19 protein-coding genes and 1 riboswitch are annotated in these 24,013 nt (G+C 64.9%); of the genes, 5 read left to right on the top strand and 14 right to left on the bottom strand.

Translation table 11 applies throughout. The annotated features are described in order from the left end of the window. Nucleotides 1-101: 101 nt before the first annotated feature. Nucleotides 102-2,774, top strand: coding sequence for a DNA mismatch repair protein MutS (mutS, locus tag CDQ91_RS15680; protein ID WP_419722569.1), 2,673 nt, complete (start codon nt 102-104; stop codon nt 2,772-2,774). Beyond that, nucleotides 2,771-5,530 carry a [protein-PII] uridylyltransferase gene (locus CDQ91_RS15685; RefSeq protein WP_088473661.1) on the top strand — a complete coding sequence of 920 codons (2,760 nt, stop codon included), beginning with the start codon at nt 2,771-2,773 and terminating at the stop codon, nt 5,528-5,530. The genes mutS and CDQ91_RS15685 overlap by 4 nt, the downstream gene beginning before the upstream one ends. Here CDQ91_RS15685 and CDQ91_RS15690 read toward each other — a convergent pair. From CDQ91_RS15690 to CDQ91_RS15760, 14 genes are all read right to left on the bottom strand, one after another. Continuing rightward, nucleotides 5,527-5,955, bottom strand: coding sequence for a methylated-DNA--[protein]-cysteine S-methyltransferase (locus CDQ91_RS15690; protein WP_201791909.1), 429 nt, complete (start codon nt 5,953-5,955; stop codon nt 5,527-5,529). The genes CDQ91_RS15685 and CDQ91_RS15690 overlap by 4 nt on opposite strands. Nucleotides 5,956-6,155: 200 nt before the next feature. Further along, entirely contained in the window at nt 6,156-7,115 is a 960-nt protein-coding gene (locus CDQ91_RS15695; RefSeq protein ID WP_088473663.1) for an alpha/beta hydrolase, read from the bottom strand. A 40-nt stretch (nt 7,116-7,155) separates the two neighbouring features. Further along, nucleotides 7,156-9,543 carry a phenylalanine--tRNA ligase subunit beta gene (gene pheT, locus CDQ91_RS15700; RefSeq protein WP_088473664.1) on the bottom strand — a complete coding sequence of 796 codons (2,388 nt, stop codon included), beginning with the start codon at nt 9,541-9,543 and terminating at the stop codon, nt 7,156-7,158. Further along, on the bottom strand, nt 9,540-10,634 hold the full coding sequence (gene pheS, locus CDQ91_RS15705) for a phenylalanine--tRNA ligase subunit alpha (protein ID WP_088473665.1): 1,095 nt from the start codon (nt 10,632-10,634) through the stop codon (nt 9,540-9,542). Before pheS ends, pheT begins: the two co-directional genes overlap by 4 nt. Nucleotides 10,635-10,773: 139 nt before the next feature. Further along, a complete protein-coding gene (locus CDQ91_RS15710; protein ID WP_088473666.1) occupies nt 10,774-11,679 on the bottom strand; it encodes a helix-turn-helix domain-containing protein in 906 nt (301 codons plus the stop codon). A 386-nt stretch (nt 11,680-12,065) separates the two neighbouring features. Further along, nucleotides 12,066-12,989, bottom strand: a complete 924-nt coding sequence (locus CDQ91_RS15715; protein WP_088473667.1) for a homoserine O-succinyltransferase — start codon at nt 12,987-12,989, stop codon at nt 12,066-12,068. Nucleotides 12,990-13,028: 39 nt separating this feature from the next. Beyond that, a riboswitch (SAM-I-IV-variant riboswitch) is annotated at nt 13,029-13,134 on the bottom strand. Nucleotides 13,135-13,309: 175 nt separating this feature from the next. Next, entirely contained in the window at nt 13,310-13,675 is a 366-nt protein-coding gene (gene rplT / locus CDQ91_RS15720) for a 50S ribosomal protein L20 (protein WP_088473668.1), read from the bottom strand. Nucleotides 13,676-13,687: 12 nt separating this feature from the next. Continuing rightward, nucleotides 13,688-13,891, bottom strand: a complete 204-nt coding sequence (gene rpmI, locus CDQ91_RS15725; protein ID WP_088473669.1) for a 50S ribosomal protein L35 — start codon at nt 13,889-13,891, stop codon at nt 13,688-13,690. Between the two features lie 180 nt (nt 13,892-14,071). Continuing rightward, a complete protein-coding gene (locus tag CDQ91_RS15730; protein ID WP_088473670.1) occupies nt 14,072-14,659 on the bottom strand; it encodes an outer membrane beta-barrel protein in 588 nt (195 codons plus the stop codon). Nucleotides 14,660-14,891: 232 nt separating this feature from the next. Further along, nucleotides 14,892-15,671, bottom strand: a complete 780-nt coding sequence (hisN, locus tag CDQ91_RS15740; RefSeq protein WP_088473671.1) for a histidinol-phosphatase — start codon at nt 15,669-15,671, stop codon at nt 14,892-14,894. Between the two features lie 70 nt (nt 15,672-15,741). Then, entirely contained in the window at nt 15,742-17,286 is a 1,545-nt protein-coding gene (locus tag CDQ91_RS15745) for a phospholipase D family protein (RefSeq protein ID WP_088473672.1), read from the bottom strand. 133 nt (nt 17,287-17,419) lie between these two features. Next, nucleotides 17,420-18,355: a ribose-phosphate pyrophosphokinase gene (locus CDQ91_RS15750; RefSeq protein WP_088473673.1), complete on the bottom strand. Its 936-nt coding sequence runs from the start codon at nt 18,353-18,355 to the stop codon at nt 17,420-17,422. 249 nt (nt 18,356-18,604) lie between these two features. Then, a complete protein-coding gene (locus CDQ91_RS15755) occupies nt 18,605-19,540 on the bottom strand; it encodes a hypothetical protein (protein ID WP_088473674.1) in 936 nt (311 codons plus the stop codon). 487 nt (nt 19,541-20,027) lie between these two features. Continuing rightward, nucleotides 20,028-20,663: a hypothetical protein gene (locus CDQ91_RS15760; RefSeq protein ID WP_144036795.1), complete on the bottom strand. Its 636-nt coding sequence runs from the start codon at nt 20,661-20,663 to the stop codon at nt 20,028-20,030. A gap of 119 nt (nt 20,664-20,782) precedes the next feature. Here CDQ91_RS15760 and CDQ91_RS15765 point away from each other — a divergent pair, with 119 nt between their 5' ends. From CDQ91_RS15765 to gltX, 3 genes are read left to right on the top strand one after another with little or no spacing between them, the layout of a single operon-like run. Next, nucleotides 20,783-22,441: an NAD+ synthase gene (locus CDQ91_RS15765; protein ID WP_088473676.1), complete on the top strand. Its 1,659-nt coding sequence runs from the start codon at nt 20,783-20,785 to the stop codon at nt 22,439-22,441. Between the two features lie 4 nt (nt 22,442-22,445). Then, the gene (locus tag CDQ91_RS15770) at nt 22,446-22,649 is read left to right on the top strand and encodes a hypothetical protein (RefSeq protein WP_088473677.1); all 204 of its coding nucleotides are present in this window, start codon (nt 22,446-22,448) and stop codon (nt 22,647-22,649) included. A gap of 31 nt (nt 22,650-22,680) precedes the next feature. Further along, entirely contained in the window at nt 22,681-23,991 is a 1,311-nt protein-coding gene (gene gltX / locus CDQ91_RS15775) for a glutamate--tRNA ligase (protein WP_088473678.1), read from the top strand. Nucleotides 23,992-24,013 lie beyond the last annotated feature (22 nt).

Consider the following 24,013-nt stretch of genomic DNA (forward strand, 5'->3'; position numbering starts at 1 on the left):
GCATCCACGCCCGTTCCCTAGCGTCGCCATCCGCAAAAAGTAACCGTCAATCTCGACGCTGCGCGCCTTGCCATGTCGCCGTCAATGGCTAAGCAGGGCGAATGCCTGCTACCGCCACCACCCGTGCTCCCCAAATTTCCAGCCCCGCGCCGACTCCTGCCGCGACGCCGATGATGGCGCAATATTGGACACTGAAGGAAAAGGCAGGCGACTGTCTGCTTTTCTATCGCATGGGCGATTTTTTCGAGCTGTTTTTTGACGATGCCAAGGCTGCGGCCTCGACGCTCGATATCGCGCTGACCTCGCGTGGCGAATATGACGGCGCGCCGGTGGCGATGTGCGGCGTGCCCGTCCATGCCGCCGAATCCTATCTCGCGCGCCTGATCCGCGCCGGACATCGGGTCGCGATCGCCGAACAGATCGAAACCCCCGCAGAGGCCAAGGCGCGCGGCGGGTCGAAGGCGCTGGTCGCGCGCGCGATCGTGCGCTTCGTCACCGCAGGAACGCTGACCGAAGAAAGCCTGCTCGAGGGCCGCAGCGCCAACCGCCTCGCCGCGCTTGCCGAAATCGGCAGCGAGGGCGATGTCGCGATCGCCGCCGCCGATATTTCGACCGGGCGGTTCGAGGTCGTTGCGGTGCGCCGCGATGCGGTCGACGCCGAACTCGCGCGGCTTGCGCCGTCCGAGCTGCTGGTCAGCGAAGGTGCGGGCGATGTTCCCGACTGGAGCGTGCGCCAGGTCGTGCGGCGCCCGGCGAGCGATTTTGCGAGCGGTCCCGGCCAGAAGCGGCTCGAGGCGATGTTCGCGGTTCAGACGCTTGACGGCTTTGGCAATTTCACCCGCGGTGAAATGGCGGCGATGGGCGCGATCGCCGCCTATCTCGACCATGTCGCCACCGGCCAGCCGATCTTCCTCCAGCCGCCGGTGCGGCACCAGTCGGGCGACCGGATGGCGATCGACGCTGCGACGCGCGAGAGCCTCGAACTCGTTCGCACGATGACCGGCGCGCGCGACGGCAGCCTGCTCGGGACGATCGACCGCACCGTGACTGCGGCGGGCGCGCGGCTGCTCGCCGACGATCTGGCGAGCCCGCTCACCGATAAGGGCGCGATTCTCGATCGGCTCGACCTTGTCGATGCGCTCGCGCGCGATGCGCTGTGGCGCGGTGAGCTGCGCGCGGGTCTGCGCGCGCTCCCCGATGCCGGGCGGGCGCTTGGGCGCCTCGTCGCGGGACGGGGCGGGCCGCGCGATCTCGCGCAGCTTCGCGATGCGCTCGGCGGCGCGCGGCTTCTGCGCGAGCGTCTCGCGCGGCGTGCCGATCTGCCGCCGCTGCTCGCGCGGCTGCTTCCCGGGCTCGACGGCCATGGCGCGCTCGTTGATGAACTGTCGCGTGCGCTCATTGAGACCCCGCCGGTCGACGCCGCGCAGGGCGGCTATGTCGCCGAAGGCTATGACGCGGCGCTCGACGCGCTGCGCGAAACCGCGCGCGACGGGCGCAAGGCGATCGCGGTGCTCGAGGCGGGCTATCGCGACCGTACCGGCATCGTCTCGCTCAAGATCCGCCACAATGGCGTCCTCGGCTATCATGTCGAGGTGCCCGCCAAGCACGCCGATGCACTGATGCTCCCCGAATCGGGTTTCACCCATCGCCAGACGCTTGCCGGCGTTGTGCGCTTCAATTCGTCGGACCTTCACGAAGCCGCGAGCCGGGTGACGCAGGCGGGCGTTCATGCGCTCGCGGCCGAGGCCGCGCATCTCGAAACATTGACCGAACAGGCGACGCAGCGCCGCGAGGCAATCGCCGCGAGCTGCGACGTGCTTGCGCGCATCGACGTCGCCGCCGCGCTCGCCGACCATGCGATGAGCCACAATTGGTGCCGTCCCGATATTGCCGACGAACCCTGCCTCGACGTCGCCGGTGGCCGCCATCCGGTGGTCGAGGCCGCGCTCGCCAGGTCGGGCGAACGCTTCGTTCCCAATGATGTGTCGCTCTCGCCCGATGACCGACTCTGGCTCGTCACCGGTCCGAACATGGGTGGTAAATCGACCTTCCTCCGCCAGAATGCGCTGATTGTCGTCCTTGCGCAGGCCGGCGGGTTCGTTCCTGCGGCGTCGGTGAAACTGGGGCTCGTCGACCGGCTGTTCAGCCGCGTCGGCGCGAGCGACAATCTGGCGCGCGGTCGCTCGACCTTCATGGTCGAAATGGTCGAAACCGCGGCGATCCTTGCGCAGGCGACCCCGCAAAGCTTCGTCATCCTCGATGAGGTCGGGCGCGGGACTTCGACCTATGACGGGCTCGCGCTCGCCTGGTCGGTGGTCGAGGCGGTGCATGAGGTCAACAAGTGCCGCTGCCTGTTCGCGACCCACTATCACGAACTGACGCGGCTCGCCGAAACGCTGGATGCGCTGTCGCTCCACCATGTCCGCGCGCGTGAATGGCAGGGTGATCTGGTGCTGCTCCACGAACTCGCGGACGGTCCCGCCGATCGCAGCTATGGCCTTGCCGTTGCCCGCCTTGCGGGCGTTCCTGCGGGCGTCGTCAAACGCGCCGAAGCCGTGCTTGCAAAGCTTGAGGCGGGACGCGAGGCGACCGGCGGGCTCGCGGCGGGGCTCGACGACCTGCCGCTCTTCGCCGCGACGCTCGCCGCAGCGCCCGCAGCGGCGAAGGATGCGTTGCGCGAGGCACTGGCGGCGATCGACCCCGACGCGCTCGCGCCGCGCGATGCGCTGGAAGCGCTCTATACACTCAAACGCCTGATGACCGACGCGCCATGAGCGATATGTTCGCCCATCTCGACGACCGCCGCGCGATCATTGATCGGCGCCGGCTCGCAGGCGAGCTCGACGAGATTGCGGCGGACAGCAAGGATGGCGGTGCGCGGCGGCGCGCGATGGTGGCGTTGCTCAAGGCTGCGCTCGACGACGGGCGCGCCGAGATCGAGCGGCGGCTGCTGGCCCGGCCTTCGTCGGGGCGGCTCGCGGCGAGCGCGACGGCCTTTCTGATCGACCAGATCGTCCGCCTCAGCCACGATTTCACGACCGGTCATCTCTACCCCGCGAACAACCGCTCGGCGGGCGAACGGATCACGCTGATTGCGGTCGGCGGCTATGGCCGCGGCGAAATGGCGCCGCACAGCGACATCGACATCGGCTTTCTGACTCCGTTCAAGCAGACGAGCTGGACCGAACAGGTGATCGAGGCGCAGCTTTATACTTTGTGGGACCTGGGGCTGAAGGTCGGTCATTCGAGCCGCTCGGTCGACGAGATGATCCGTGCCGCGAAGGAGGATCTGACGATCCGCACCGCGCTTCTGGAAGCGCGCTTCATCTGGGGAGACCGCGCCCTTTACGAACAGGCGAGCGCGCGCTTCGATGCTGAGGTTGTGGCGGGCAACGCGCGCGCTTTCGTCGCCGACAAGCTCGCCGAGCGCGACGAGCGGCATAAGAAAATGGGCGATTCGCGCTATGTCGTCGAACCCAATGTGAAGGAAGGGAAGGGCGGGCTTCGCGACCTTCACACATTGTTCTGGATCGGCAAATTCATCCACCGCGTCCGCACCGTTCCCGAACTGGTCGACGCCGGACTGCTATCGGCACGCGAGCTTCGCCAGTTCGAGCGCGCCGAAAACTTCCTTCTCGCGGTGCGCTGCCACCTCCATATCCTCGCGGGCCGCGCCGAGGATCGGCTGACTTTCGATTTCCAGCCCGAAATCGCGCGCCGGATGCATTTCGCCGAGCGGCCGGGGAAAAGCGCGGTCGAGCGCTTCATGCAGCTCTATTTCATCCATGCCAAAAGCGTTGGCGACGTTACCGGCACCTTCCTCGCGCATCTCGACGACCAGCTCGCGGCGCGGGGGCGGCGCTTCCTGCCGACGATCCGCCGCCGGCCGGGAAAGCTCAACGGCTTTGTCCTCGATCGCGGGCGCCTCGCGCTGCCGACCGACGGTTTCTTTCGCGACGACCCTGTACGTCTGGTCGAGATTTTCGCGCTCGCTGACAAATATGGGCTCGAAATTCATCCGCAGGCGATGCGCCAGGCGCGTCACGAAGCGAAACTGATCGACGCACGCGCGGTGCGACGGATCGCGCGTGCCAACGCGCTGTTCCTTGATGTGCTGACGTCCCCGCGCGATCCTGAAACGGTGCTGCGCTGGATGAACGAGGCGGGGGTATTCGGCCGCTTTATTCCCGATTTCGGCCGTGTCGTCGCGCAGATGCAGTTTGACATGTATCATCACTATACCGTCGACGAACATACGATCCGCGCTATCGGGCTGCTCGCCAGGATCGAGCAGGGGCAGCTGAAGGAAGATCACCCGCTGTCGACGGTGATTCTGCAACAGATCCAGTCGCGCCGCGTCATCTATGTCGCGGTATTGCTCCACGACATCGCCAAGGGGCGCGGCGGCGACCATAGCGTGCTCGGCGCCGAACTTGCGCTGCGCGTCTGTCCGCGCCTCGGGCTCAGCGATGCCGAGACCGAGACCGTGTCATGGCTCGTGCGCTATCATCTGCTGATGTCGGCGACGGCGTTTAAGCGCGACCTTGCCGATTTCAAGACGATCCTCGATTTCGCCGGGCTGGTGCAGTCGCCTGAACGGCTGCGCCTGCTGCTCGTGCTTTCCGTCGTTGATATTCGGGCTGTCGGCCCCGGGGTGTGGAACAGTTGGAAACGCCAGTTGCTCAGCGAACTTTATGACGCCGCCGAAGAGGTGCTGCGCCTCGGCCACAAGCAGCGCGGGCGTGAATCGCGGATCGCGAGCAAGAAGGAAGCCGTCGCCGACATGCTCCGGCTCGACGAAAAGACGTTTGCCCATCTGGCCCGGCGCCTACCCGAAAGCTATTGGATCGCCGAACCGGTAGAGGTCATCGCCGCGAATCTGATCCACATGCAGAATGCCGGTGATGCCCCGCTGCACATCGCTGCGGTTCCCGACGATGATCGCGGCGCCACATTGGTGATGGTCCTGGCGGCCGATCATGCCGGACTTTTCTATCGCATCGCAGCCGGAATCCACCTCGCCGGCGGCAACATCATCGACGCGCGCATCCACACGACGCGCGACGGGCTCGCGCTCGACAATTTCCTCGTACAGGACCCGCTGGGGCGGCCGTTCGCCGAAGCCGAGCAGATCGTCCGGCTGACCCGCGCGATCGAAGATGCGCTCGCGGGCCGGCAGAAACTGCTGCCGAAGCTCGAAGCGCGCGCGCTGCCGCGCCCCCGTGCCGAGGCGTTCACTATCGCCCCCAATGTCTTCGTGGACAATAAGGCGTCGAACCGCTTCACGGTGATCGAGGTCAACGCGCAGGACCGTCCGGCATTGCTCAACCAGCTCGCCTATGCGCTCTTCCAGTCGAAGGTTACCGTGCACAGCGCGCATGTCGCCACCTATGGCGAGCGCGCGGTCGACACCTTCTATGTCACCGATTTGATCGGCGACAAGATCGACAGTCCGGCGCGGGTGAAGAGCCTCGAGAAGCGTATGCTCGAAGCCGCGGTCAGCAACAGCGATGCGGCGGTCGCGGCCTAGAAATCAAACCCATGCTGAACCGGGGCCACGGTGACCGGCACGCCTTCGAGTTCGAGCATCCGCGCCTTGGATGTCGAGCCGCCGGGGGCAGAGAAACCCCCGATCTTGCCGCCCGCCGCCATGACGCGGTGGCAGGGAATGATCAGGGGGACCGGGTTCGTCGCCATCGCTTGACCGACCGCGCGGGCGTGTTCGGGACCCGCGTCCAGCGCCCGCGCAACAGCGCCATAGGTGGTCGTTTCGCCCCAGCCGAGCGTGCGGACGAAAGCATAGACCTGCGTGAAGAAGGGTGGTTGCTGGCCCGGATCGACCGCGGTTTCGAAAAACTCTATCCGCTCGCCTTCGAAATAGCGGATCGCGGCTTCGACGACCGTGGCTATGTCGGCCGGAGGCTCCGCACGCGCCGCGCCGGGTAAGCTGCGCAAGACGGATCGTTCGGTTTCGGACGCCGCGGGAGCGGGCAAACGAAAGCTCGTGATCGCGGCGCCCCTCCAGCCGATTGCCGCTACGCCAGCCGCTGTTCTAAAAAGCTGATACTGGTCGTGGCTCGCCATACCCGATCCTTCATCGTTGATGCGGATATATAGGGCTGCGTCCGGCCGAAAACCATATAGCCCGCGCCGGCTCAGCCCCGCGCAGGGCCCGCCATGACCGCCGCCGCCGCGAGCAGCCCGCCGTTGAAGCGCTGCGACAGCGCGGCGTCAGGGATGGCGTTGAAGGCATGGATCGCGCCGGCATAGCTGTGCAGATCGACCGGGACGCCCGCTGCGGTGAGGCGGCGTGCATAATCCAGATTCTCGTCGAAGAAGAGGTCGAGGCTGCCGGTCGCGATATAGGCGGGGGGCAGGCCCGATAGGTCCTCGGCGCGGCTCGGCGAAAACCAACCGCGTCTTGCGTCGTCGGCCTTGTAGTCGCCTTGCAGCGCGTTCCAGCCAAAGCGGTTGCTCGCGCGCGTCCAGATGAATTCGCCGGTCGTCGGGTTGCGATAGGGACAGTCCTCGCCGCCGGTGCGGTGATCGAGCATCGGATAGGTGAGAAGCTGGCCCGCGATCGCAGGGCCCCCCAGATCGCGCGCCATGATCGCGAGCGCCGCGGCGAGCCCGCCGCCCGCGCTTTCGCCCGCGACGATGATCCGGCTCGCGTCGAAACCGAGGGTCTCCGCCTGGCCCGCGAGCCAGGTCAGCGCCGAATGGCAATCCTCCTGCGGGGCAGGGAAGGGATGTTCGGGCGCGAGGCGATATTCGACCGATGCGACCGGTACCCCGGCCACAGCAGCCAGCGCGGCAGGCCCGGCCTGCATCTGTTGCACCGACCCCATGACCATCCCGCCGCCATGAATATGGAGGATCGCGCCGCTACCCGGCTTGCTCGCCGCCGGGCGATAGAGAAAGATAGGAATGTCAGGTCCGCTGTGAATCGACGGCACCAATATCTCTTCGGGCGCGATGACCGGCGGCGGCAGGATCGCATAGCTTTCCGCCGCACTGGCGCGAATTTGATCGATCGGTGCCGAGGCGAGATCGACCCGCGGAAAAAGATCGATCAGCGGTGCAATCTCGCGGTCGACGAGGTGACGGGTGTCCATGGTACAACTCTCCCTATTGTCTCGTCGGTGCGAGTGAGCGTCAGCCCCGCAGCACCGCCCCGGCCTTCGCCGCCGCCGCGACCACCTTGTCGGCGATCGCTTTCAGCTCGGCGTCAGTGAAGCTCTTGTCCTGCGGTTGTAGTTCGACTTCGACCGCCAGGCTCACCTGTCCTTCGGGAACGCCTTGCCCGGCGAAACGGTCGAACAGCCGGGCATCGACGATGCTCGTCTTGTCGGCGCCACGGATCGCGCGCACCAGATCGGCGGCGGTCAGCGTTTCGGGCGCAAGGAAAGCGAAATCGCGGCGCACCGACTGCAGTGCGGGCGGGGTGAAGGCGGAGCGTGCCGGGCCGCTCGCGCGCTTCGCCGGGATCGCATCGAGGAAAATCTGCACCGCCATCACCGGACCATCGACGTCGAACGTGCGGGTCAGCAGCGGGTGGAGCGCGCCGAACTCGGCGAGCACCGCTTTGGGGCCGAGGCGCAGCGTCGCCGACTGGCCGGGGTGCCAGATGCTGCCTTCGGCGACGGCCTCCATCACCTGCAACCGGTCGGTCGGCGCGCCTGCCGCCTCGAGCAGCGCAAGCGCCGCGGCCTTGGCGTCGAAGGCGTCAAACGGCGCGGCCTTGCCGACCTGCCAGCTGCGCGCGCTTTTGTTCCCGGCCATCACAATCGCCAGCGTCGGATGCTCGGCATCGGCCAGATAGCGGCGGCCGATTTCGAACAGGCGGACACTCGTTGCGCCGCGATGCTGGTTACGCTGCGTCGCGGCGAGCAGGCCGGGCAGCAACGACGGCCGCATGACCTTGAGGTCCTCGCTGATCGGATTGGCCAGGCTCCATGCCCCGCCGCCGAAGGGCGCGGCTTCGCGTTCGCTGATGAACGACCAGGTTACCGCTTCGTGGAAACCTGTCGCGGCTGCGGCGCGGCGCGCACGGCGTTCGAGCAGCTGTTCGGGGGTTGCGGTCGGCTTGGCGACGCCTTCGCTGCGCGGCAGCGGGGTCGACGGGATGGCGTCGAAACCGTGGATGCGGGTCACTTCCTCGACCACATCGGGCGCGGCGTCCATGTCGCGGCGCCAGCTCGGCACGGCGACCTGCCAGCGGGCACCTTGCTCGATCACGCCGAAACCGAGCGCGGCCAAAATCTCGCGCTGGCGTTCGGGGGCGATCGCGATTCCGCCCAGCGTCTCGGCGAGCGTCGGATCATAATCGATGTGGCGCACGTCGGCGGGCGGGGTTCCCGCACGCGTCACCGCCGACGGCGTGCCGCCGCAGATGGCAAGGATATGGCCGGTGACGATCGCGGTCGCATCGTCGAGGAAGGCGGGGTCGACCCCGCGCTCGAAACGGCTGCGCGCGTCGCTGGTCAGCGCCAGTGCCTGTCCGGTCAGCGCGATGCGTTCGGGGGTGAAATAGGCGATTTCGAGCAACACGTCGGTCGTCGTCTCGCTGCACCCGCTATGCTCGCCGCCCATGATGCCCGCGATGTCGTGGACGCCATGATCGTCGGCGAGCACCGTCATCGTGTCGGTGAGCGCATATTCCTTGCCGTTGAGCGCGGTCGCGGTTTCGCCATTCTTTGCGCGACGAGCGACGAGCGCGCCGGTCAGTTGCGCGCGGTCATAGACATGGCTCGGGCGGCCAAGGTCGAACATCACATAATTGCTGATGTCGACAAGCGCCGATATCGAGCGTTGGCCGACGGCTTCGAGGCGGCGGCGCATCCATTCGGGCGCAGTGCCGTTGGTGACGCCGGCGATCGTGCGGCCGAAGAAGGCGGGGCAACCCTCGGCATCGTCAGTACGGATTTCGGTCGTGGGCGCACCTTCGCCCGCGATCGTCGGGACATCGAGCGGCTTCAGCGTGCCGAGTCCTGCAGCGGCGAGGTCGCGCGCGATCCCGCGCACGCCCATGCAATCCTGGCGGTTCGGGGTAATCGAAATGTCGATTACGGGTTCGCCCGCACCCGAATAATCGGCGAAGCTCGCGCCGATCGGCGCGTCGGCGGGGAGTTCGATGATCCCGTCATGATCGTCGCCCAGCTCAAGTTCGCGCGTTGAGCACATCATGCCGTGCGATTCGACGCCGCGCACTGCGGCAACCTTCAGCACCATGCCGTTCGCGGGGACGACCGCGCCGGGCAGGCCGAGCACGCCGATCAGGCCTGCGCGCGCATTGGGGGCGCCGCAGACGATCTGCAGCGGCGCACCACCGTCGCCCGTGTCGACCGTCAACACCTGCAATTTGTCGGCCTGCGGATGGCGTTCGGCGGTCAGCACCTTGGCGACGCGGAAACCGGTGAGCTTCTCGGCCGGATTCTCGACGCCTTCGACCTCAAGGCCGATGCGGTTGAGCGTCGCGACGACATCGTCGACGGTCGCAGTCGTGTCGAGATGCTCTTTGAGCCAGTCGAGGGTGATCTTCATGCCGAAATTCCTCCGCTGAGCGTCGGGACACTCAGCGCGTTAAACCCGTAATGGGCGAGCCAGCGCAGGTCGCCGTCGAAGAAGGCGCGCAGGTCGTCCATGCCATATTTGAGCATCGCGAGCCGATCGACCCCGACGCCGAAAGCGAAGCCCTGCCATTCGTCGGGATCGAGCCCGCAATTGGCGATCACATGGCGGTTGACCATGCCGCTGCCGAGGAGTTCCATCCAGGCGTGGCCTTCGTCGTCACCACTGCCTCCAACGATGCGGCGGCCCTTTTCCTGCTTGTAACCGACATCGACCTCGGCCGAGGGTTCGGTGAAGGGGAAATAGCTGGGGCGCAGGCGCAGGACGATGTCGTCGCGCTCGAAATAGGCTTTGAGGAAGGTTTCGAGCGTCCATTTGAGGTGGCCCATATGGATGCCGCGGTCGATCACGAGCCCTTCGACCTGGTGGAACATCGGGGTGTGGGTCGCGTCGCTGTCGCTGCGATAGACGCGGCCCGGCGCGATGATGCGGATCGGCGGTTCTTCGCTCATCATCGTGCGGATCTGGACCGGCGAGGTGTGGGTGCGCAGCAGCATCGCGCGGCCTTCGGCATCCTTGTCGGGGAAATAGAAAGTGTCGTGCATCGCGCGCGCAGGGTGCGTTTCGGGGATGTTGAGCGCGGTGAAATTGCGCCAGTCATCCTCGATTTCGGGACCCGTCGCCACGGCAAAGCCCATGTCGGCGAAGATTTCGGCAAGCTCGTCCATCACCTGGCTGACCGGATGGACGCTGCCGCGCGGCGTGGCGTCGGCGGGGAGCGACATGTCGATCGCTTCGGCGGCGAGCTTGACGTCGAGTGCGGCGGCGTCGAGCGCCGCCTTGCGCGTCGCGATCGCGGCGGTCACTGCTTCGCGCAGGCCCTGAATCTCGGGCCCGCGCGACTGGCGTTCCTCGGGAGACAGGCTGCCGAGTGTTTTCAGAAGCGCAGTGACGCTCCCGGCTTTGCCCAGCGCCGCGACGCGTAGCGCTTCCAGCGCGTCGAGGTCGGCCGCCGCCGCTATATCGCCCACCAGCCGGGTCTGCATCGCCTGAACTTCGCTCATCGTTATTCGTCCTGCCGCGGCGGGACGCATGACTGCGCCGCCGCTTGCTTCTCAATGACTGCAATTGGGTGCGGAGAGCCCGCCTTTGCCTTGCCGCCGCTTGCACCGAAGGCGCGGCGCGGGTCAACCCCGAACGGCGCTATCCGGCGGGTTTGTGCAGCCCCTGGACCGCTGCACCGGCGGCGGCGGCGCGGGCAAAGGCGGCGGCGCCCAATATCGGCTTCGACCGTCCTGCATAGGCGCGCGGACTCATCCCCATGAAGCGGTGAAAGTCATGGGTGAATTGCGCCTGGTCATAATATTGATGATCGAGCGCATCGATCCACGCCATCGACGGGTCGAGCATGAAGCGCCCGAGCGAGCGCAGGAAGCGCTGGCGGCGCAACAGCAATTTCGGCGAAAAGCCGAAGGCGCGGTGACTCAGCCGCTCGACCGAGCGTTCGGACAAGGACAATTTGGCCGCAAGATCGGCGACGGTCGCCAGATCGTCGTCGACGAGCGCGCGGTGCGCCGCGAGAATGGCGGGATCGTCGGGCGGCGCATCAGCGAGCAGGCCCGTCAGAAGCGAGTTGATCATCGCCGCTGCCGCATCATCATCCTGTTGCTGCCGCAACGCGCCGGCCAGCGACGCAAAGGCGGCGAAGGCGGGATGTTCGGCGCCGTCGCACGAACGGTCGGCAAGGTCATCGGCGGGCAGGGGGATGAACTTGGCCCAGCCCATCGGCAGGATGCCGATGCCCCAGGCGCGCATATTGCCGACGGTAAAGTGCGTTGCGTGGCTTGTCGGTCCGGTGACCGAGAAATGCGGGCTCGCGGTCAGGGGGGCGTCGCCGATCGCGGCGAGGGGCGCTTCGCCGTCGATAAAACGCAAATTCGCCCATTCGGGGTGCAGATAATCGTCAATCCGTTCGCCATCGGGCACCGCGATATCGCTCAGGTAAATCGCGCTGACATAGGGGTGCAGATTTGCGGAGAGCGGAAAGAAGCGCGTGACGACATGAGCCCCCGGAGGAGAAATATCGGATGGGATGGTCCGGCCGTGCATGTCCGCACATCTAGCTGACAATGTGGGCAAAGAACAATGTTACCGTATCTCGCGTGTCGGGTTTTTACAATTTTGCGGGCCTCGACTGGCGCATAGATGAAAGGTCCGTTTTCTGGAGGGAGCGGACAGGCCACGGAAGTTTCGGCCGTCGGCGTCAATGGATGGGATTGGCGTGGACCTGAAATAGACGACGGATTTTCCAGAGCTTTGTCCAAGCCGTCAGCTTTCTGCGACCCACGGCTATTCGGCTTGGACAGGGGGGCGATGGTTTTCTAGCGAAACCATTGTCGAGGCGGCGCGGGGCGAGAGCTTCGCGCCGCTTCTTCGTTCGGGAAGCAAGCAGGTGGCGCAGGGTAACAGAAATAGGGAGCGATCCGGCAAGATGGTCAGAAATTCGGTCGCTCCGCATTCCCGCTACCGATGAAATCAAAAGGCGTGGTTTGATAGATTTCGTTGATCCAGTTCGCGAACAGCAGGTGAGCATGGCCGCGCCATCGATTCTGCGGGGACCGGGTAGGATCGTCGGCCGGAAAATAGCTTTTCGGAAGCTGAGCAGGGCCGTCGCGGTGGTATTCATCCGCGAGCGTGCCGGTATCATATTCAAGGTGATTGAACATGTGCAACGTGCTGTGAGCGCGGTCGTCGACCAGGCCCGCGCCGGCTTCGGCACTGCCGGCAAGAATCTGAAGCCCTTTCGCGCCCGCCAAAGCCGAAGGGCAAACTTCTGTCCAGCGCGAAACCGGAACATCGAAGTTATCTGAAAAACCCCGAAGATAGGGCGATGTGGGGGCAAGGTTCTGGTGGTTGAATATGCCGAAGGCTTTGCGCGACAGGTCGCGCTTCGGTATGCCGTGAAAGTGGAAAAGCGCGGCTTGTGCAGCCCAGCAGATCGTGAAGCAGCGATGGACATGCGTTTGGGTCCAATCAAGGATCGACCGCAGTTCGGGCCAATAGCGAACATCCTCATAAGGCAGACGCTCGACGGGTGCGCCCGTGATGATGAAGCCGTCGAATCGCTCGGCGCTAACGTCGCTCCACGGTCGATAGAATGCCGCCATGTGATCGGCCGATGTGTTGCGTGAGATGTGATCTGTGATCCGCACCAGCGTCAATTCGATTTGAAGCGGGGTTGCCCCAAGCAGTCGGGCTAGCTGGGTTTCGGTGCTGATCTTGTTTGGCATGAGGTTGAGCAAACCGATCCGCAGCGGCCGGATGTCCTGGCGTACTGCATCGGCTTCACCCATCACCATAACCCCCTCGGCCTCAAGCGTATGTCGAGCAGGGAGCTGATCGGGTATTGTTATCGGCACGGTGCGTCGCTTCCTCTTTCGGGGGCGACGCTTGGTGGCTTGATCCGTTTCAGTTGCCGGCTCGGCCACATCCTCCTTGCGGAGTGCCACCTTGCCCGGATTGGCAGGTTGGCGTTGGGCGTCGCCCCAACTCTTGATGTTCGATTCGTCTTACGTCGCTGGAGCAGACTTCGCAACGGCCGGTGTGGGCGGTCCTGTGGCGAATCGGAACGACGCGAGACGGCTGCTTCCGGATAGCCGCTATCCGTATACTGCTTCCCAAACGAAAAAGGGCGGCCCCGATGGGACCGCCCTTGTTTCTTTTGCCTTGGCGTGAAGCGTCAGGCTGCCTTGGGCAGCGCTGCCTTCGCCTGGCTGATGATCGTGGCAAAAACATTGCCTTCGTTCATCGCCAGGTCGGCCATGATTTTCCGGTCGAGATCGATCCCGGCCAGCTTCACGCCGTGCATGAACTGCGAATAGGTCAGACCTTCGGCGCGAACCGCAGCGTTGATGCGCTGGATCCACAGAGCGCGGAAGTTGCGCTTCTTAACCTTGCGGTCGCGATAGGCATACTGGCCGGCCTTTTCGACCGCCTGCTTGGCGATACGAATGGTGTTCTTGCGACGGCCATAATAGCCCTTCGCCTGTTCCAATACGCGTTTGTGCTTGGCGCGCGTGGTAACGCCGCGTTTGATGCGTGACATTCCAGGGGCTCCTTACTTCAGGCCGTAGGGCGCCCAGAGGCGCACATGTGCCGTATCCGCTTCGCTGAGCACGCTGGTGCCGCGGTTGGTACGGATATATTTCGCATTATGGCTGCTCAGGCGGTGACGCTTGCCGACGACGCCGTGCTTCACTTTGCCGGAGGCGGTGAATTTGAAGCGTTTCTTCACACCGCTCTTGGTCTTCATTTTGGGCATTTTGGTCTCCTTAGGAAGTCCGTTTGCGTAGCGACATGGCAGCCCTTTCAGCCAGTCGTTACAATCGGAAGCGGCGCGCCTAGACGGATTCGCGCTGAAATGCAAGCGGTGCCGGGGATCAAAAGAAACGGGGACCCGTCGCCGGGCCCCCGTTCTTTCACATCATGAACGACGCTGGGTTCAGAAACGAACGCCCATTCCGACGCCGACGTGGCGGCGTTGGAACTTGATTCCGCCGATGCGGCCATTGTCGCCATAGCCGGCTTCGGCCCGGACATAGAATTTATCGCCAAAGCCATGCTCATAACCGATCGCGCCCTGAACGCCCGAACCGCTGTCGGTCTCTCGCAACGCGCCAACCTGCGCTTCGAGGCGAAGCTTGGCATAGCCGACCTTGCCGTAGATCTGGCCCTTGCTGCCGACGGCATAGCCGATGTGCAGTCCGGCGGCGAGATTGTCCTTCACCTTCAGGTAATCGGCACCGTCGCTGGTTTTGACCGACGATTTTTCGAAGGTGAGATAGGGGCCGACGACGACCGACGAGCTGACCGCGATATCGAAACCGACTTCGCCGCCAAATGCGACCGCGCTGCCAAGCTTGTAGACATCGTCATCTTCGTCGTCGATGTCGCTGACGGTCGGCGTTTCATAGGTTGCGCGCGCTTCGACGCGAAGGCCTGCCTTGGCATTGCTTTCGCTGCCTTCCTGCGCAAGCGCGGGCGAAGCAAAGCCGACCGCGCAGGCCGCAGCCAAAATCAATTTTTTCATTTATTCCCCCAAATATAGTGGACGCTATCTTCGCGTCGGGGGTGCCGGTAGCAGTATTGTCGCTGGTGTAAAGCGAAGATACTGTAAAATTTCCTAAAAACTGGCGCCGTCGACTTTGTGAATTGTCAGGGCGTCAAGGTCGGCGTCGGGGACGCAGCGCAAATTCACTGCGGCCATCTTCTCGCCCGAGGGGCCGGTGCCGACCGAAAAGCCATGAATCCATCCTTCCCGGTTAATGGTGGCAGGCGAGTCCTTCGATCACATCCTCGAGCCGCGCCGGATCGCCGAGCGCGAGGACATGGCCCGCGCTGTCGGCGTTCAGCGGGTCGCCGTTCCAGTCGCACATCGTGCCGCCCGCGCCCTCGACGATCGGGACGAGCGCGGCATAGTCGTGGAGCTTCAGCCCTGCCTCGACCACCAGGTCGATATGGCCGCTGGCGAGCAGGCCATAATTATAGCAGTCGCCGCCGAAGATCAGCCGTTTGTGCGCGGTCTGGCCGGCGAGTGCCATGAAATGTTCGGCGTCATGGTCGGCGAAATATTGCGGTCCCGTCGTTGCGAGGGTCGCGTCGGCGAGTTTGCGGCAGGCGCGGGTACGCACGGGCTGGCCATTGAACAGCGTCGGCTTGCCCAGCGCGCCGACCCAGCGTTCGCCGCCGATCGGCTGGTCGATGATGCCGAGCACGGGCCAGCCGTCCTGCAGCAGCGCGATCAGGGTGCCGAAGATCGGGCGGCCGGCCATGAAGCTGACCGTGCCGTCGATCGGGTCGAGCACCCATTGCCGCGACGCATCGACGCGTTCGGCGCCATATTCTTCGCCGATGATGCCGTCGTCTGGACGTTCGGTGCTCAGGATGCTGCGCATCGCGGCCTCGGCGGCGCGATCGGCCTCGGTCACCGGCGAGGCGTCGGCCTTGGCTTCATGGGTGAAGGCGGCCCGAAACAGCGGGCGGATCGCCGCGCCAGCGGCGTCGGCGAGGCGGTGGGCGAGGGCGATGTCGTCAGTGCGCATGGGGGCTCCAGTGAGTCATGGTCTCTGGCCATGCCGCCCGGCCGCGCAATTGTCACTGGCCAATATCACGCTAGAGCAGCCAGTCGATCGGCAGGTGCGAGAGGAGCCAGATCGACGTGCGGTCCCATGTGGTTGTCCCGGGTTCGGTGGTCAGGATGCCGCGCTTTCCTTTTGCCGCGTCAATCCATTCGAGCTTGCCCTGCGGCGACCGTGTGACGGCATAGCTGTGATCGGGCAGCCGTTCGCGCAGCCCGTCGGCGACCAGGCCCGACAAATAGGGGCTGTCGATCACGAAGCCCATTTCGCAATTGAGCTGGGCCGAGCGCGGATCGAAATTGAACGAGCCGACGAACAGCAACCGCCGGTCGACGACGAAGGTTTTGGCGTGCAGGCTTTCGCCGCCGCCGCTGAAGCGGGTGGCCTTATTCTCGGGCTCTTCGGCGCGGCCCTGCGGGCCCGGGCGAACCTCGAACAATCGGACCCCGGCGTCGAGCAGGGGCTTGCGCTTCTTGATATAGCCGGCGTGGACCAGCGGAACGTCGGTGACGGCAAAGCTGTTGGTGACGACCAGCGTATCGACCCCGCGCGCCGCGAGGCCGGTGAGCAGGCTGGTCCCGAAATCGGCGGGAACGAAATAGCCCGAGACGAGGTCGAAGCTGCTCCGCGCGTCGGCGATCACCGGTTTCAGCCGGTTGATCAGCAGCGACTCGGGGGGCTCGGCCCCCAGCGCCTTTGCCGGATCGTCGCTGAACAATTGCACGTTAGTCCATTGCCAGTTCAGCGTCTGGCTCATCGCGCCCTGAATGAAGGCGGTCCCGGCGATCGCCTGACGATATTGCTGGCCGCGCAGGCTGTTCGATTCGGGCGGGTCGCGCAGCGCATCCATGGGCTCGGTGCGATCGGCGGCGAGCAGCATCTCGGCGGGATAGGCCGATCGGCTGTTCCAATATTGGTCGAACTGCGCCGACACCGCGGGCAGCACCGCGCCGATCGCCAGTGCGTCCATGTCGATGAACAGGCCGTCCTGTTCGGCGCCGAAATATTCGTCGCCGACATTGCGCCCGCCGACGATCGTTACCGCGCCGTCGATGGTCAGCGACTTGTTGTGCATCCGCCGGTTGAGGCGGGGAAAGGCGAAAATATAATTGGCCGGGCGGACGCGCCGCAAGGTCAGCGGGTTGAACAGGCGCACCTCGATCCCCGGATGCGCATTGGCGCCCGCGAGCATCGGGTCGAGCCCGGCGGTGGTGTTGTCGTCGATGAGCAGGCGGACGCGCACGCCGCGGTCGGCGGCCTTGACCAGTTCGGAGAGCAGGATGCGGCCCGACAGGTCATTGTGCCAGATATAATATTGCAGATCGACCGACTGCTGCGCGGCGCGGATCATTTCGACCCGCGCGGCAAAGGCGTCGAGGGCGTCGGGGAGCAGATAAATGCCGCTTTTTCCCGGATGCTGCACTGACGCCGAAGCGACCGCTGCGGCGACCGGGCTATTCGGGTCGGCAAAGGCCTGGCTGCTCCGCCTTCCTTCGAGCGACGGCAGAGGGAAGGCCGCCCACAGCGCCAGCGCCAGCAGGGCGAAGCTTCCGGTCAGGAAGGTCAGAGAGGTCAGCATGCGCCGGAGGAACCGACGGCGGCGTGGGTGTCCCTGTTCAGGCAATCCGCCCCCCGTCTGCCATCATCCTGTCCCATGCCCTGCGTTCCTCACGCAAAGTCTGGGCGCAAAGCGGCGACAAGGCAATGTGTCCTTAGTCGAACAGGCTGCTGACCGAGCTTTCGTCGGCGATCCGCTTGATCGCTTCGCCGAGCAGGGGCGCGACGGTCAGGGCGCGGACCTTTTTGCTGTCGTTGACCGCGTCGGTGGGCTGGATCGAATCGGTGATCACCAGTTCGGTAAGCTCGCTCGCCTCGACGCGCGCGACCGCGCCGCCCGACAGGACGCCATGGGTGCAATAAGCGACGACGCCTTCGGCGCCCGCAGCCTTCAGCGCGGCGGCGGCGTTGCAGAGCGTGCCCGCCGAGTCGACGATATCATCGATCAGGATGCAGAAGCGGCCCTTCACATCGCCGATGATGTTCATGACTTCGGATTCGCCGGCACGTTCGCGGCGCTTGTCGACGATCGCCAGCGGGGCGTTGTCGAGCCGCTTGGCGAGCGCGCGGGCGCGCACCACGCCGCCGACGTCGGGCGACACGACCATCAGATTCTTGCCGCCGAAGCGGGCCTGAATGTCGGCGCTCATCACCGGCGCGGCATAGAGATTGTCGGTCGGGATATCGAAGAAACCCTGGATCTGCCCGGCGTGGAGGTCGATCGCGAGGACGCGGTCGGCGCCCGAAGTGGTGATGAGGTTCGCGACGAGCTTGGCCGAGATCGGCGTGCGCGGACCGGGTTTGCGGTCCTGGCGGGCATAGCCGAAATAGGGGATGACCGCAGTGATGCGCTTCGCCGAGGCGCGGCGCAGCGCGTCGGTGATGATCAGCAGCTCCATCAGATTGTCGTTCGCCGGGAAATTGGTCGGCTGGACGATGAAGACATCCTGGCCGCGGACATTCTCGTGAATTTCGACGAAGACTTCCTCGTCGGCAAAACGGCGGACGCTGGTGTCGGTCAGCGGCAGTTCCAGATAGTCCGCGATCGCGCGGGCGAGCGGAAGATTGCTGTTGCCGGAGATGAGTTTCATGGGGTGCAAAGCCCTTTCGCGCGGGGATGGGGGTTGCGCGCCCCCTTAGCCAGCGCGGACCGATAGGGGAAGGGGTTAAAGCCATGGCGGCGGGTTGGTGCCTTTGCGGGTTCTCCCTGTGCCGGAGGCGTGGGGAGGGGGACCGTCGCCGCAGGCGATGGTGGAGGGGCTGCGACGGAAGCGCCAAAGGCCCCTCCGTCAGCGCTTCGCGCTGCCACCTCCCCATGCCTCCGGCACAGGGAGGATTGATCAGCCATGGGCGGTATTGCGTGGTTTTGACGCGGGTTCCGCCGTCGGATCATTCGCCGCGACCGGCAGGCCGAAGAAGGCGCGGCGCGCGGCCTCGCCCGCTTTGCGCAGCGGGGCGGTGGCGGCGGCACAAGTGGCCTCCCACGCGGCTTCTTCATCGGGGTCGAGGGTGCGCTCATAGTCGGGGTCGCCGAATTCGCCTTCCTCGATGCCGATAAAATCATCGGGTGGCGGGAAGTTGGTGCGCCATTCGCTGGTTTCTTCATCGCGCCACATCGTCATCGCGGCAGCCTCTTCCTCGGGGGTCGGATCGGCTTCGGGTTCCTCTTCGATATCGGCGGAAAACTGCGCAACTTCATTCGCGATCGATGTATCTTTCCACAGGGCAGCAAGCGGGTTGGCGCGATTGTCGCGAGCGGCGAGCCAGCAGGCGAGCGCGGCGGGGTGGCCGGTCGCGTCGGGATTGTCGGCATCGACGTCGAACAGCGACAGGAATCCCGCCCAGTCGCCCGCGATGATCTGCGCCAGCATCGCTTCGCCCGCGCGGGCGCGGGTTTCGACCATCTTGTCGAGGCGCGCGAGCATCGCGAGGCCGAGGCTGGGGATATGGCGGCGGCGTTTGGTGTAATGATGATGATCATTGGCATCGCGGTCGCTCGTTTCTTCGACGCCCCAGATCGCGCGGTCGAGCAATTCGTCGGCGAGCCGCCCGCGCGCGATCAGGATTGCCGCAGACCAGCCGAGGCGAAAGGCGGCGCCTTCGGGGCGCCCTTTGAGCTGATAGGCGGCGCCGGGCGACATGCAGACCATCGCGGCGGCGATCTTGACCGAGCCGTTGATCGCGAGCTGGTCCAGAAATTCGCGCTGGAGTGCGGGCGTCCAGCGGTAGCTGCCGGGGGCGGGGATGTCGGTGGGGTTGGGCGCGGCGCTATCCATGATTCGTCCTTTCGGTGAGTCAAAACCGACAGAATGAACCATATAGGTACAATGTAGGAAAGCGGTTTTTGCGTGGTGGTGGTCCTGTTTCGTTCCGCTGGCCCATCCCCTTTGTCATTCCGGCGAACGCGGGAACCCAGTTGCGAGGCTGCGATACGGCACTGCCGCGCCGTTTTTTGCGTTTACGCTGGGTCCCCGCGTTCGCGGGGATGACAAAGGATGAGGGACGCTAACGACCGAAAGGAAGCGTTCCCCGGCGAAAGCCGGGGGCCAGAGCGTCATGAGACCGACGCTTGCGCGGTAACTCACTGGGCCCCGGCTTTCGCCGGGGAACGGGAGGCTTGTAACGAGACAAGGGCGACCTCTCCCTCCTCGTCATCCCGGACTTGATCCGGGATCCCTTTGCGCCAACCTCGCTGGACCCCGGATCAGGTCCGGGGTGACGAACGGCAGGAAACGACCGATTGTTGACATTGGTGCCACGGACTTACGCATCCCTATGCTCATCAATCCACTGGCGTGCAAAATGAAAGAAACTTACGATTTTCCCGTCGGCGGTAGTGCGAGCGGGGCCACCCCATTGCTTTATAGCAATCGCTAGATCGCAAAGCTTGGCGGCCTCTTCTTCTTCCCCGGCTAAAATTAATGCCGCGACTTGCTCGGCCGACACATGTCCGGCGGGCGCCGCGGAAAAATCGGCGAAATCCGCCAGCGTTAACCCTTCGACGCGAACCGGCATCGTCTTTGAAAATTCTGTGGCAAGCTCGATCATACGATTAAGATCGCCTTCGATCGAGCTACTGAACATTGGAACGACCAAACAGTGCGGCCCACGAGCGCGGAGGGACAAAGGTGTCCCATCCAATCCTTCGAAGCCGAGAATACGGCTCATCAGGTCATCAATAGCAAACGGCTTGACCGCGGCAGAGATCTTTGAACTGTTTCGTTCAGTTGAAATTTCTGGATCCAGATAAACGAACCAATCGTCAATCCGCTTGAACGAAGTCGGTTTAAGGTAGCCCCAGCCAGCAGCCTTTGCTTCCCGTTTCCACGCCGCATCAAACAGTTTTCCGAGTTCGCGGCGCGCTCGTTTCTCTGCTCCGTTTAGCTTCGTTTCGCTCATGCGTTCCCTCAACATCGGTTGCATGGCGTAGCTCACGTCGTGTCCGCTTCCCACCCCATAACGGACGACCCAACGGGTCGGCGGTTGAATTCCGGGTGGTTCGTCCTAAACCGCATGGCATGACCCAAAAGCTTACCATCGTCCTTGCCCAGATGACGCAGGTCGTCGGCGACCTTGCCGCCAATGCCGATGCGATGCGCGCGATCCGTGCGCGGCATCAGGGCGCTGACCTGATCCTCTATCCCGAGCTGCAGCTGATCGGCTATCCGCCCGAGGATCTGGTGCTCAAGCCCGCCTTGGCGGAGCGCGCGGCGACGATGCTCGCTGAGCTGGCGGCGGACACCGCCGATGGCGGACCCGCGATGCTCGTCGGGTCGGTCGAGCGGGAAGGTGATGCGCTCTATAATATCGTCGCATTGCTCGACGGCGGCGAAATCGTCGCGACGCGGCGGAAGCATGAGCTGCCCAATTACGGCACCTTCGACGAAAAGCGCGTGTTCGCGCCGGGGCCGCTTCCCGATATCGTTGCGTGGCGCGGGGTGAAGCTGGGCTTGCCGATCTGTGAGGATGGCTGGTTGCCGACGGTGTCCCGCCATCTCGCCGATCAGGGCGCCGAACTGCTGATCTCGGTCAACGGCAGTCCCTATGAGATCGACAAGGACGAGCGGCGGCTGACGCAGGTGTTCGCGGGGCGCGTCGCCGAAACCGGCCTGCCGCTGATCTTTTTGAACCGCATCGGCGGGCAGGACGAGCTGGTATTCGACGGCTGTTCGTTCGTGCTCAACGCCGACGGCCGTGCGGCGCACCGGCTGGTCGATTGGGAGGCGGAGGAGCGCGTTACCCGTTGGAGCAAAGGTCCGAACGGCTGGGCGTGCGACAGCGGCGCGATCGCCGAATGGGAGGCGCATCCCGCCGATATTTACAGCGCGATGGTCATCAGCCTGCGCGACTATGTCGAGCGCAACCGCTTTCCCGGCGTCGTGCTGGGCCTGTCGGGCGGGATTGATTCGGCGATCTGCGCCGCGATCGCCGCCGATGCGCTCGGCCCCGACAAGGTGTGGTGCGTGATGATGCCGAGCCGCTTCACCAGCCAGGCGAGTCTTGATGATGCGGCGGGCTGCGCGCAGATGATCGGGTGCAGGCTCGACACCATCGCGATTTCGCCGGCGGTCGAGGCGTTCGACGCGATGCTCGCGGGCAGCTTTGCCGACAAAGACGTCGATATCACCGAGGAAAATGTCCAGTCGCGCATCCGCGGCGTGACCCTGATGGCGCTGTCGAACAAGTTCGGGCCGATGTTGCTGACCACCGGCAACAAGAGCGAGATGAGCGTCGGCTATGCGACCATCTATGGCGACATGGCGGGCGGCTATAATCCGCTGAAGGACGCGTATAAGCTGACGGTGTTCGCGGTTTCGAAATGGCGCAACGAGAATGTCCCGCGCCTGTCGCGCAATCCGGTGACCCCGGTGATGCCCGATAGCATCATCACCAAGCCGCCGAGCGCCGAGCTGCGCCCCGACCAGAAGGATGAGGACAGCCTGCCGCCCTATGCCGATCTGGACCGGATGCTGCATATGCTGGTCGAAGAGGAGGCGAGCGTCGATGATGTCGTTGCGAAATATGGCTTCGATCGCGACGCGGTGGTGCGGATCGAACGCTTGCTGATGCTCGCCGAGTATAAGCGCCGTCAGGCGCCGCCGGGGGTCAAATTGTCGACGCGCAACTTCGGGCGCGACCGGCGCTATCCGATTACGCACGGGTTTCGGACGGCATAGGGGCGTGGCGAACTGGCTCACGGGTGTCGGTTATGCGCTGTCGATCATCAGCGTGGCATTGCTTGCGTGGGTCGCTTGGCCCGCGCCCGATGCGGATCGCGCGTTGGTCGGCGCCATTATCGCCGGCGCGGCGCTCTCGGTTGTCGGTATGGTGCTGCGCTGGGCTGCACACATCGTCCAGAACCGAAAGATCGAGGAAGACAACTGACGGCGGTGCATTATGCGGTTATAGGCGCGCCATGACCGTCATTACCCGTTTCGCTCCGTCGCCGACCGGCACCCTTCACGTCGGCAATGTCCGCACCGCGCTCCACAATTGGATGTGGGCGCGCAAGCATGGCGGGCGCTTCCTGCTGCGGATCGACGACACCGATCTGGAACGGTCGAAAGAGGAATATGTCGATGCGATCCGCGCCGACCTCGCGTGGCTGGGGTTCGATATCGATGGCGAGGAGCGCCAGTCGGCGCGCTTTGCCCTGTATGAGGGCGAGTTTGCGAAGCTGAAGGCGGCGGGTCGGGTCTATGCCTGTTACGAGACCCCCGAGGAACTCGATATCCGGCGCAAGATCTTGCTCTCGCGCGGGCTGCCCCCGGTTTACGAGCGCAAGCCCGCCGATGCGCCGGTCCCCGAGGGGGTCGCGCCGCACTGGCGTTTCCGCCTCGATCATGATGCGCCGATCGCGTGGGCCGACATGGTGCGCGGTGATCAGCATTTCGAGCCCAAAACCATGTCCGATCCGGTGGTGCGCCGCGCCGATGGCAGCTGGCTCTATCTGCTGCCGAGCGTGATCGACGATATTGATATGGCGATCACCCATGTCGTGCGCGGTGAGGATCATGTGTCGAATACCGCGACGCAGATCCAGATGTTCGAAGCCTTGGGCGCTACGCCTCCGGCCTTTGCGCATGAGGCGCTGCTCGTCGGGACCGAGGGTAAATTGTCGAAGCGGCTGGGCTCGCTCGGCATGGACGGGCTGCGCGAGGCGGGGATCGAACCGATCGCGCTCGCGGCCCTGCTTGCGCGGCTGGGGACGAGTGATCCGGTCGAGCCGGTGACGTCGCTGGAACCGCTGATCGAAAGCATCGACTTTGCGCGCTTCGGCCGCGCCCCGGCGCGATTCGACGAGGGTGAGCTGGCGCTGCTCAACCAGAAGATCCTCCACCATACCGATCATGCGGCGGTCGCCGATCGCCTACCCGCCGCGATCGGCGAAGCGCGCTGGCATGCGATTCGCCCGAATCTGATGACGGTCGCCGAAGCCGCCGAGTGGGTGGCGGTGTTCGACGGTCCGTTTGACGCGCCGCCCGCCGATGACGCCGACCGGCCGGTGCTTGCCGCCGCAGCCGCTGCCGCGCCCGGCATCGACTGGGATGCCGACCCCTGGCACGCGCTGACCGGTGCGGTGAAGGAGGCGACCGGCGCCAAGGGCCGCGCGCTGTTCCTGCCGCTGCGCCGCGCGCTGACCGGGCGTGACCATGGGCCCGACATGGGCGAACTGCTGCCGCTGATCGCCAAGGATCAGGCGGTGGCGCGGCTTTCGGCCAGCTAAAAGGCGCTTTTTGGGATGTGCC

Source organism: Sphingopyxis witflariensis, assembly GCF_002205635.1.
GTDB classification, from domain to species: domain Bacteria; phylum Pseudomonadota; class Alphaproteobacteria; order Sphingomonadales; family Sphingomonadaceae; genus Sphingopyxis; species Sphingopyxis witflariensis.

What these genes read in the sequence shown, in the direction of transcription:
- mutS (WP_419722569.1), top strand. Translation starts at nt 102, where the DNA reads ATGCCTGCTACCGCCACCACCCGTGCTCCCCAAATTTCCAGCCCCGCG.
- CDQ91_RS15685 (WP_088473661.1), top strand. Translation starts at nt 2,771, where the DNA reads ATGAGCGATATGTTCGCCCATCTCGACGACCGCCGCGCGATCATTGAT.
- CDQ91_RS15745 (WP_088473672.1), bottom strand. Translation starts at nt 17,286, where the DNA reads ATGCTGACCTCTCTGACCTTCCTGACCGGAAGCTTCGCCCTGCTGGCG.
- CDQ91_RS15730 (WP_088473670.1), bottom strand. Translation starts at nt 14,659, where the DNA reads ATGAAAAAATTGATTTTGGCTGCGGCCTGCGCGGTCGGCTTTGCTTCG.
- CDQ91_RS15695 (WP_088473663.1), bottom strand. Translation starts at nt 7,115, where the DNA reads ATGGACACCCGTCACCTCGTCGACCGCGAGATTGCACCGCTGATCGAT.
- CDQ91_RS15760 (WP_144036795.1), bottom strand. Translation starts at nt 20,663, where the DNA reads ATGAGCGAAACGAAGCTAAACGGAGCAGAGAAACGAGCGCGCCGCGAA.
- rplT (WP_088473668.1), bottom strand. Translation starts at nt 13,675, where the DNA reads ATGTCACGCATCAAACGCGGCGTTACCACGCGCGCCAAGCACAAACGC.
- CDQ91_RS15755 (WP_088473674.1), bottom strand. Translation starts at nt 19,540, where the DNA reads ATGGATAGCGCCGCGCCCAACCCCACCGACATCCCCGCCCCCGGCAGC.
- CDQ91_RS15750 (WP_088473673.1), bottom strand. Translation starts at nt 18,355, where the DNA reads ATGAAACTCATCTCCGGCAACAGCAATCTTCCGCTCGCCCGCGCGATC.
- CDQ91_RS15765 (WP_088473676.1), top strand. Translation starts at nt 20,783, where the DNA reads ATGACCCAAAAGCTTACCATCGTCCTTGCCCAGATGACGCAGGTCGTC.
- gltX (WP_088473678.1), top strand. Translation starts at nt 22,681, where the DNA reads ATGACCGTCATTACCCGTTTCGCTCCGTCGCCGACCGGCACCCTTCAC.
- pheS (WP_088473665.1), bottom strand. Translation starts at nt 10,634, where the DNA reads ATGAGCGAAGTTCAGGCGATGCAGACCCGGCTGGTGGGCGATATAGCG.
- rpmI (WP_088473669.1), bottom strand. Translation starts at nt 13,891, where the DNA reads ATGCCCAAAATGAAGACCAAGAGCGGTGTGAAGAAACGCTTCAAATTC.
- pheT (WP_088473664.1), bottom strand. Translation starts at nt 9,543, where the DNA reads ATGAAGATCACCCTCGACTGGCTCAAAGAGCATCTCGACACGACTGCG.
- CDQ91_RS15710 (WP_088473666.1), bottom strand. Translation starts at nt 11,679, where the DNA reads ATGCACGGCCGGACCATCCCATCCGATATTTCTCCTCCGGGGGCTCAT.
- hisN (WP_088473671.1), bottom strand. Translation starts at nt 15,671, where the DNA reads ATGCGCACTGACGACATCGCCCTCGCCCACCGCCTCGCCGACGCCGCT.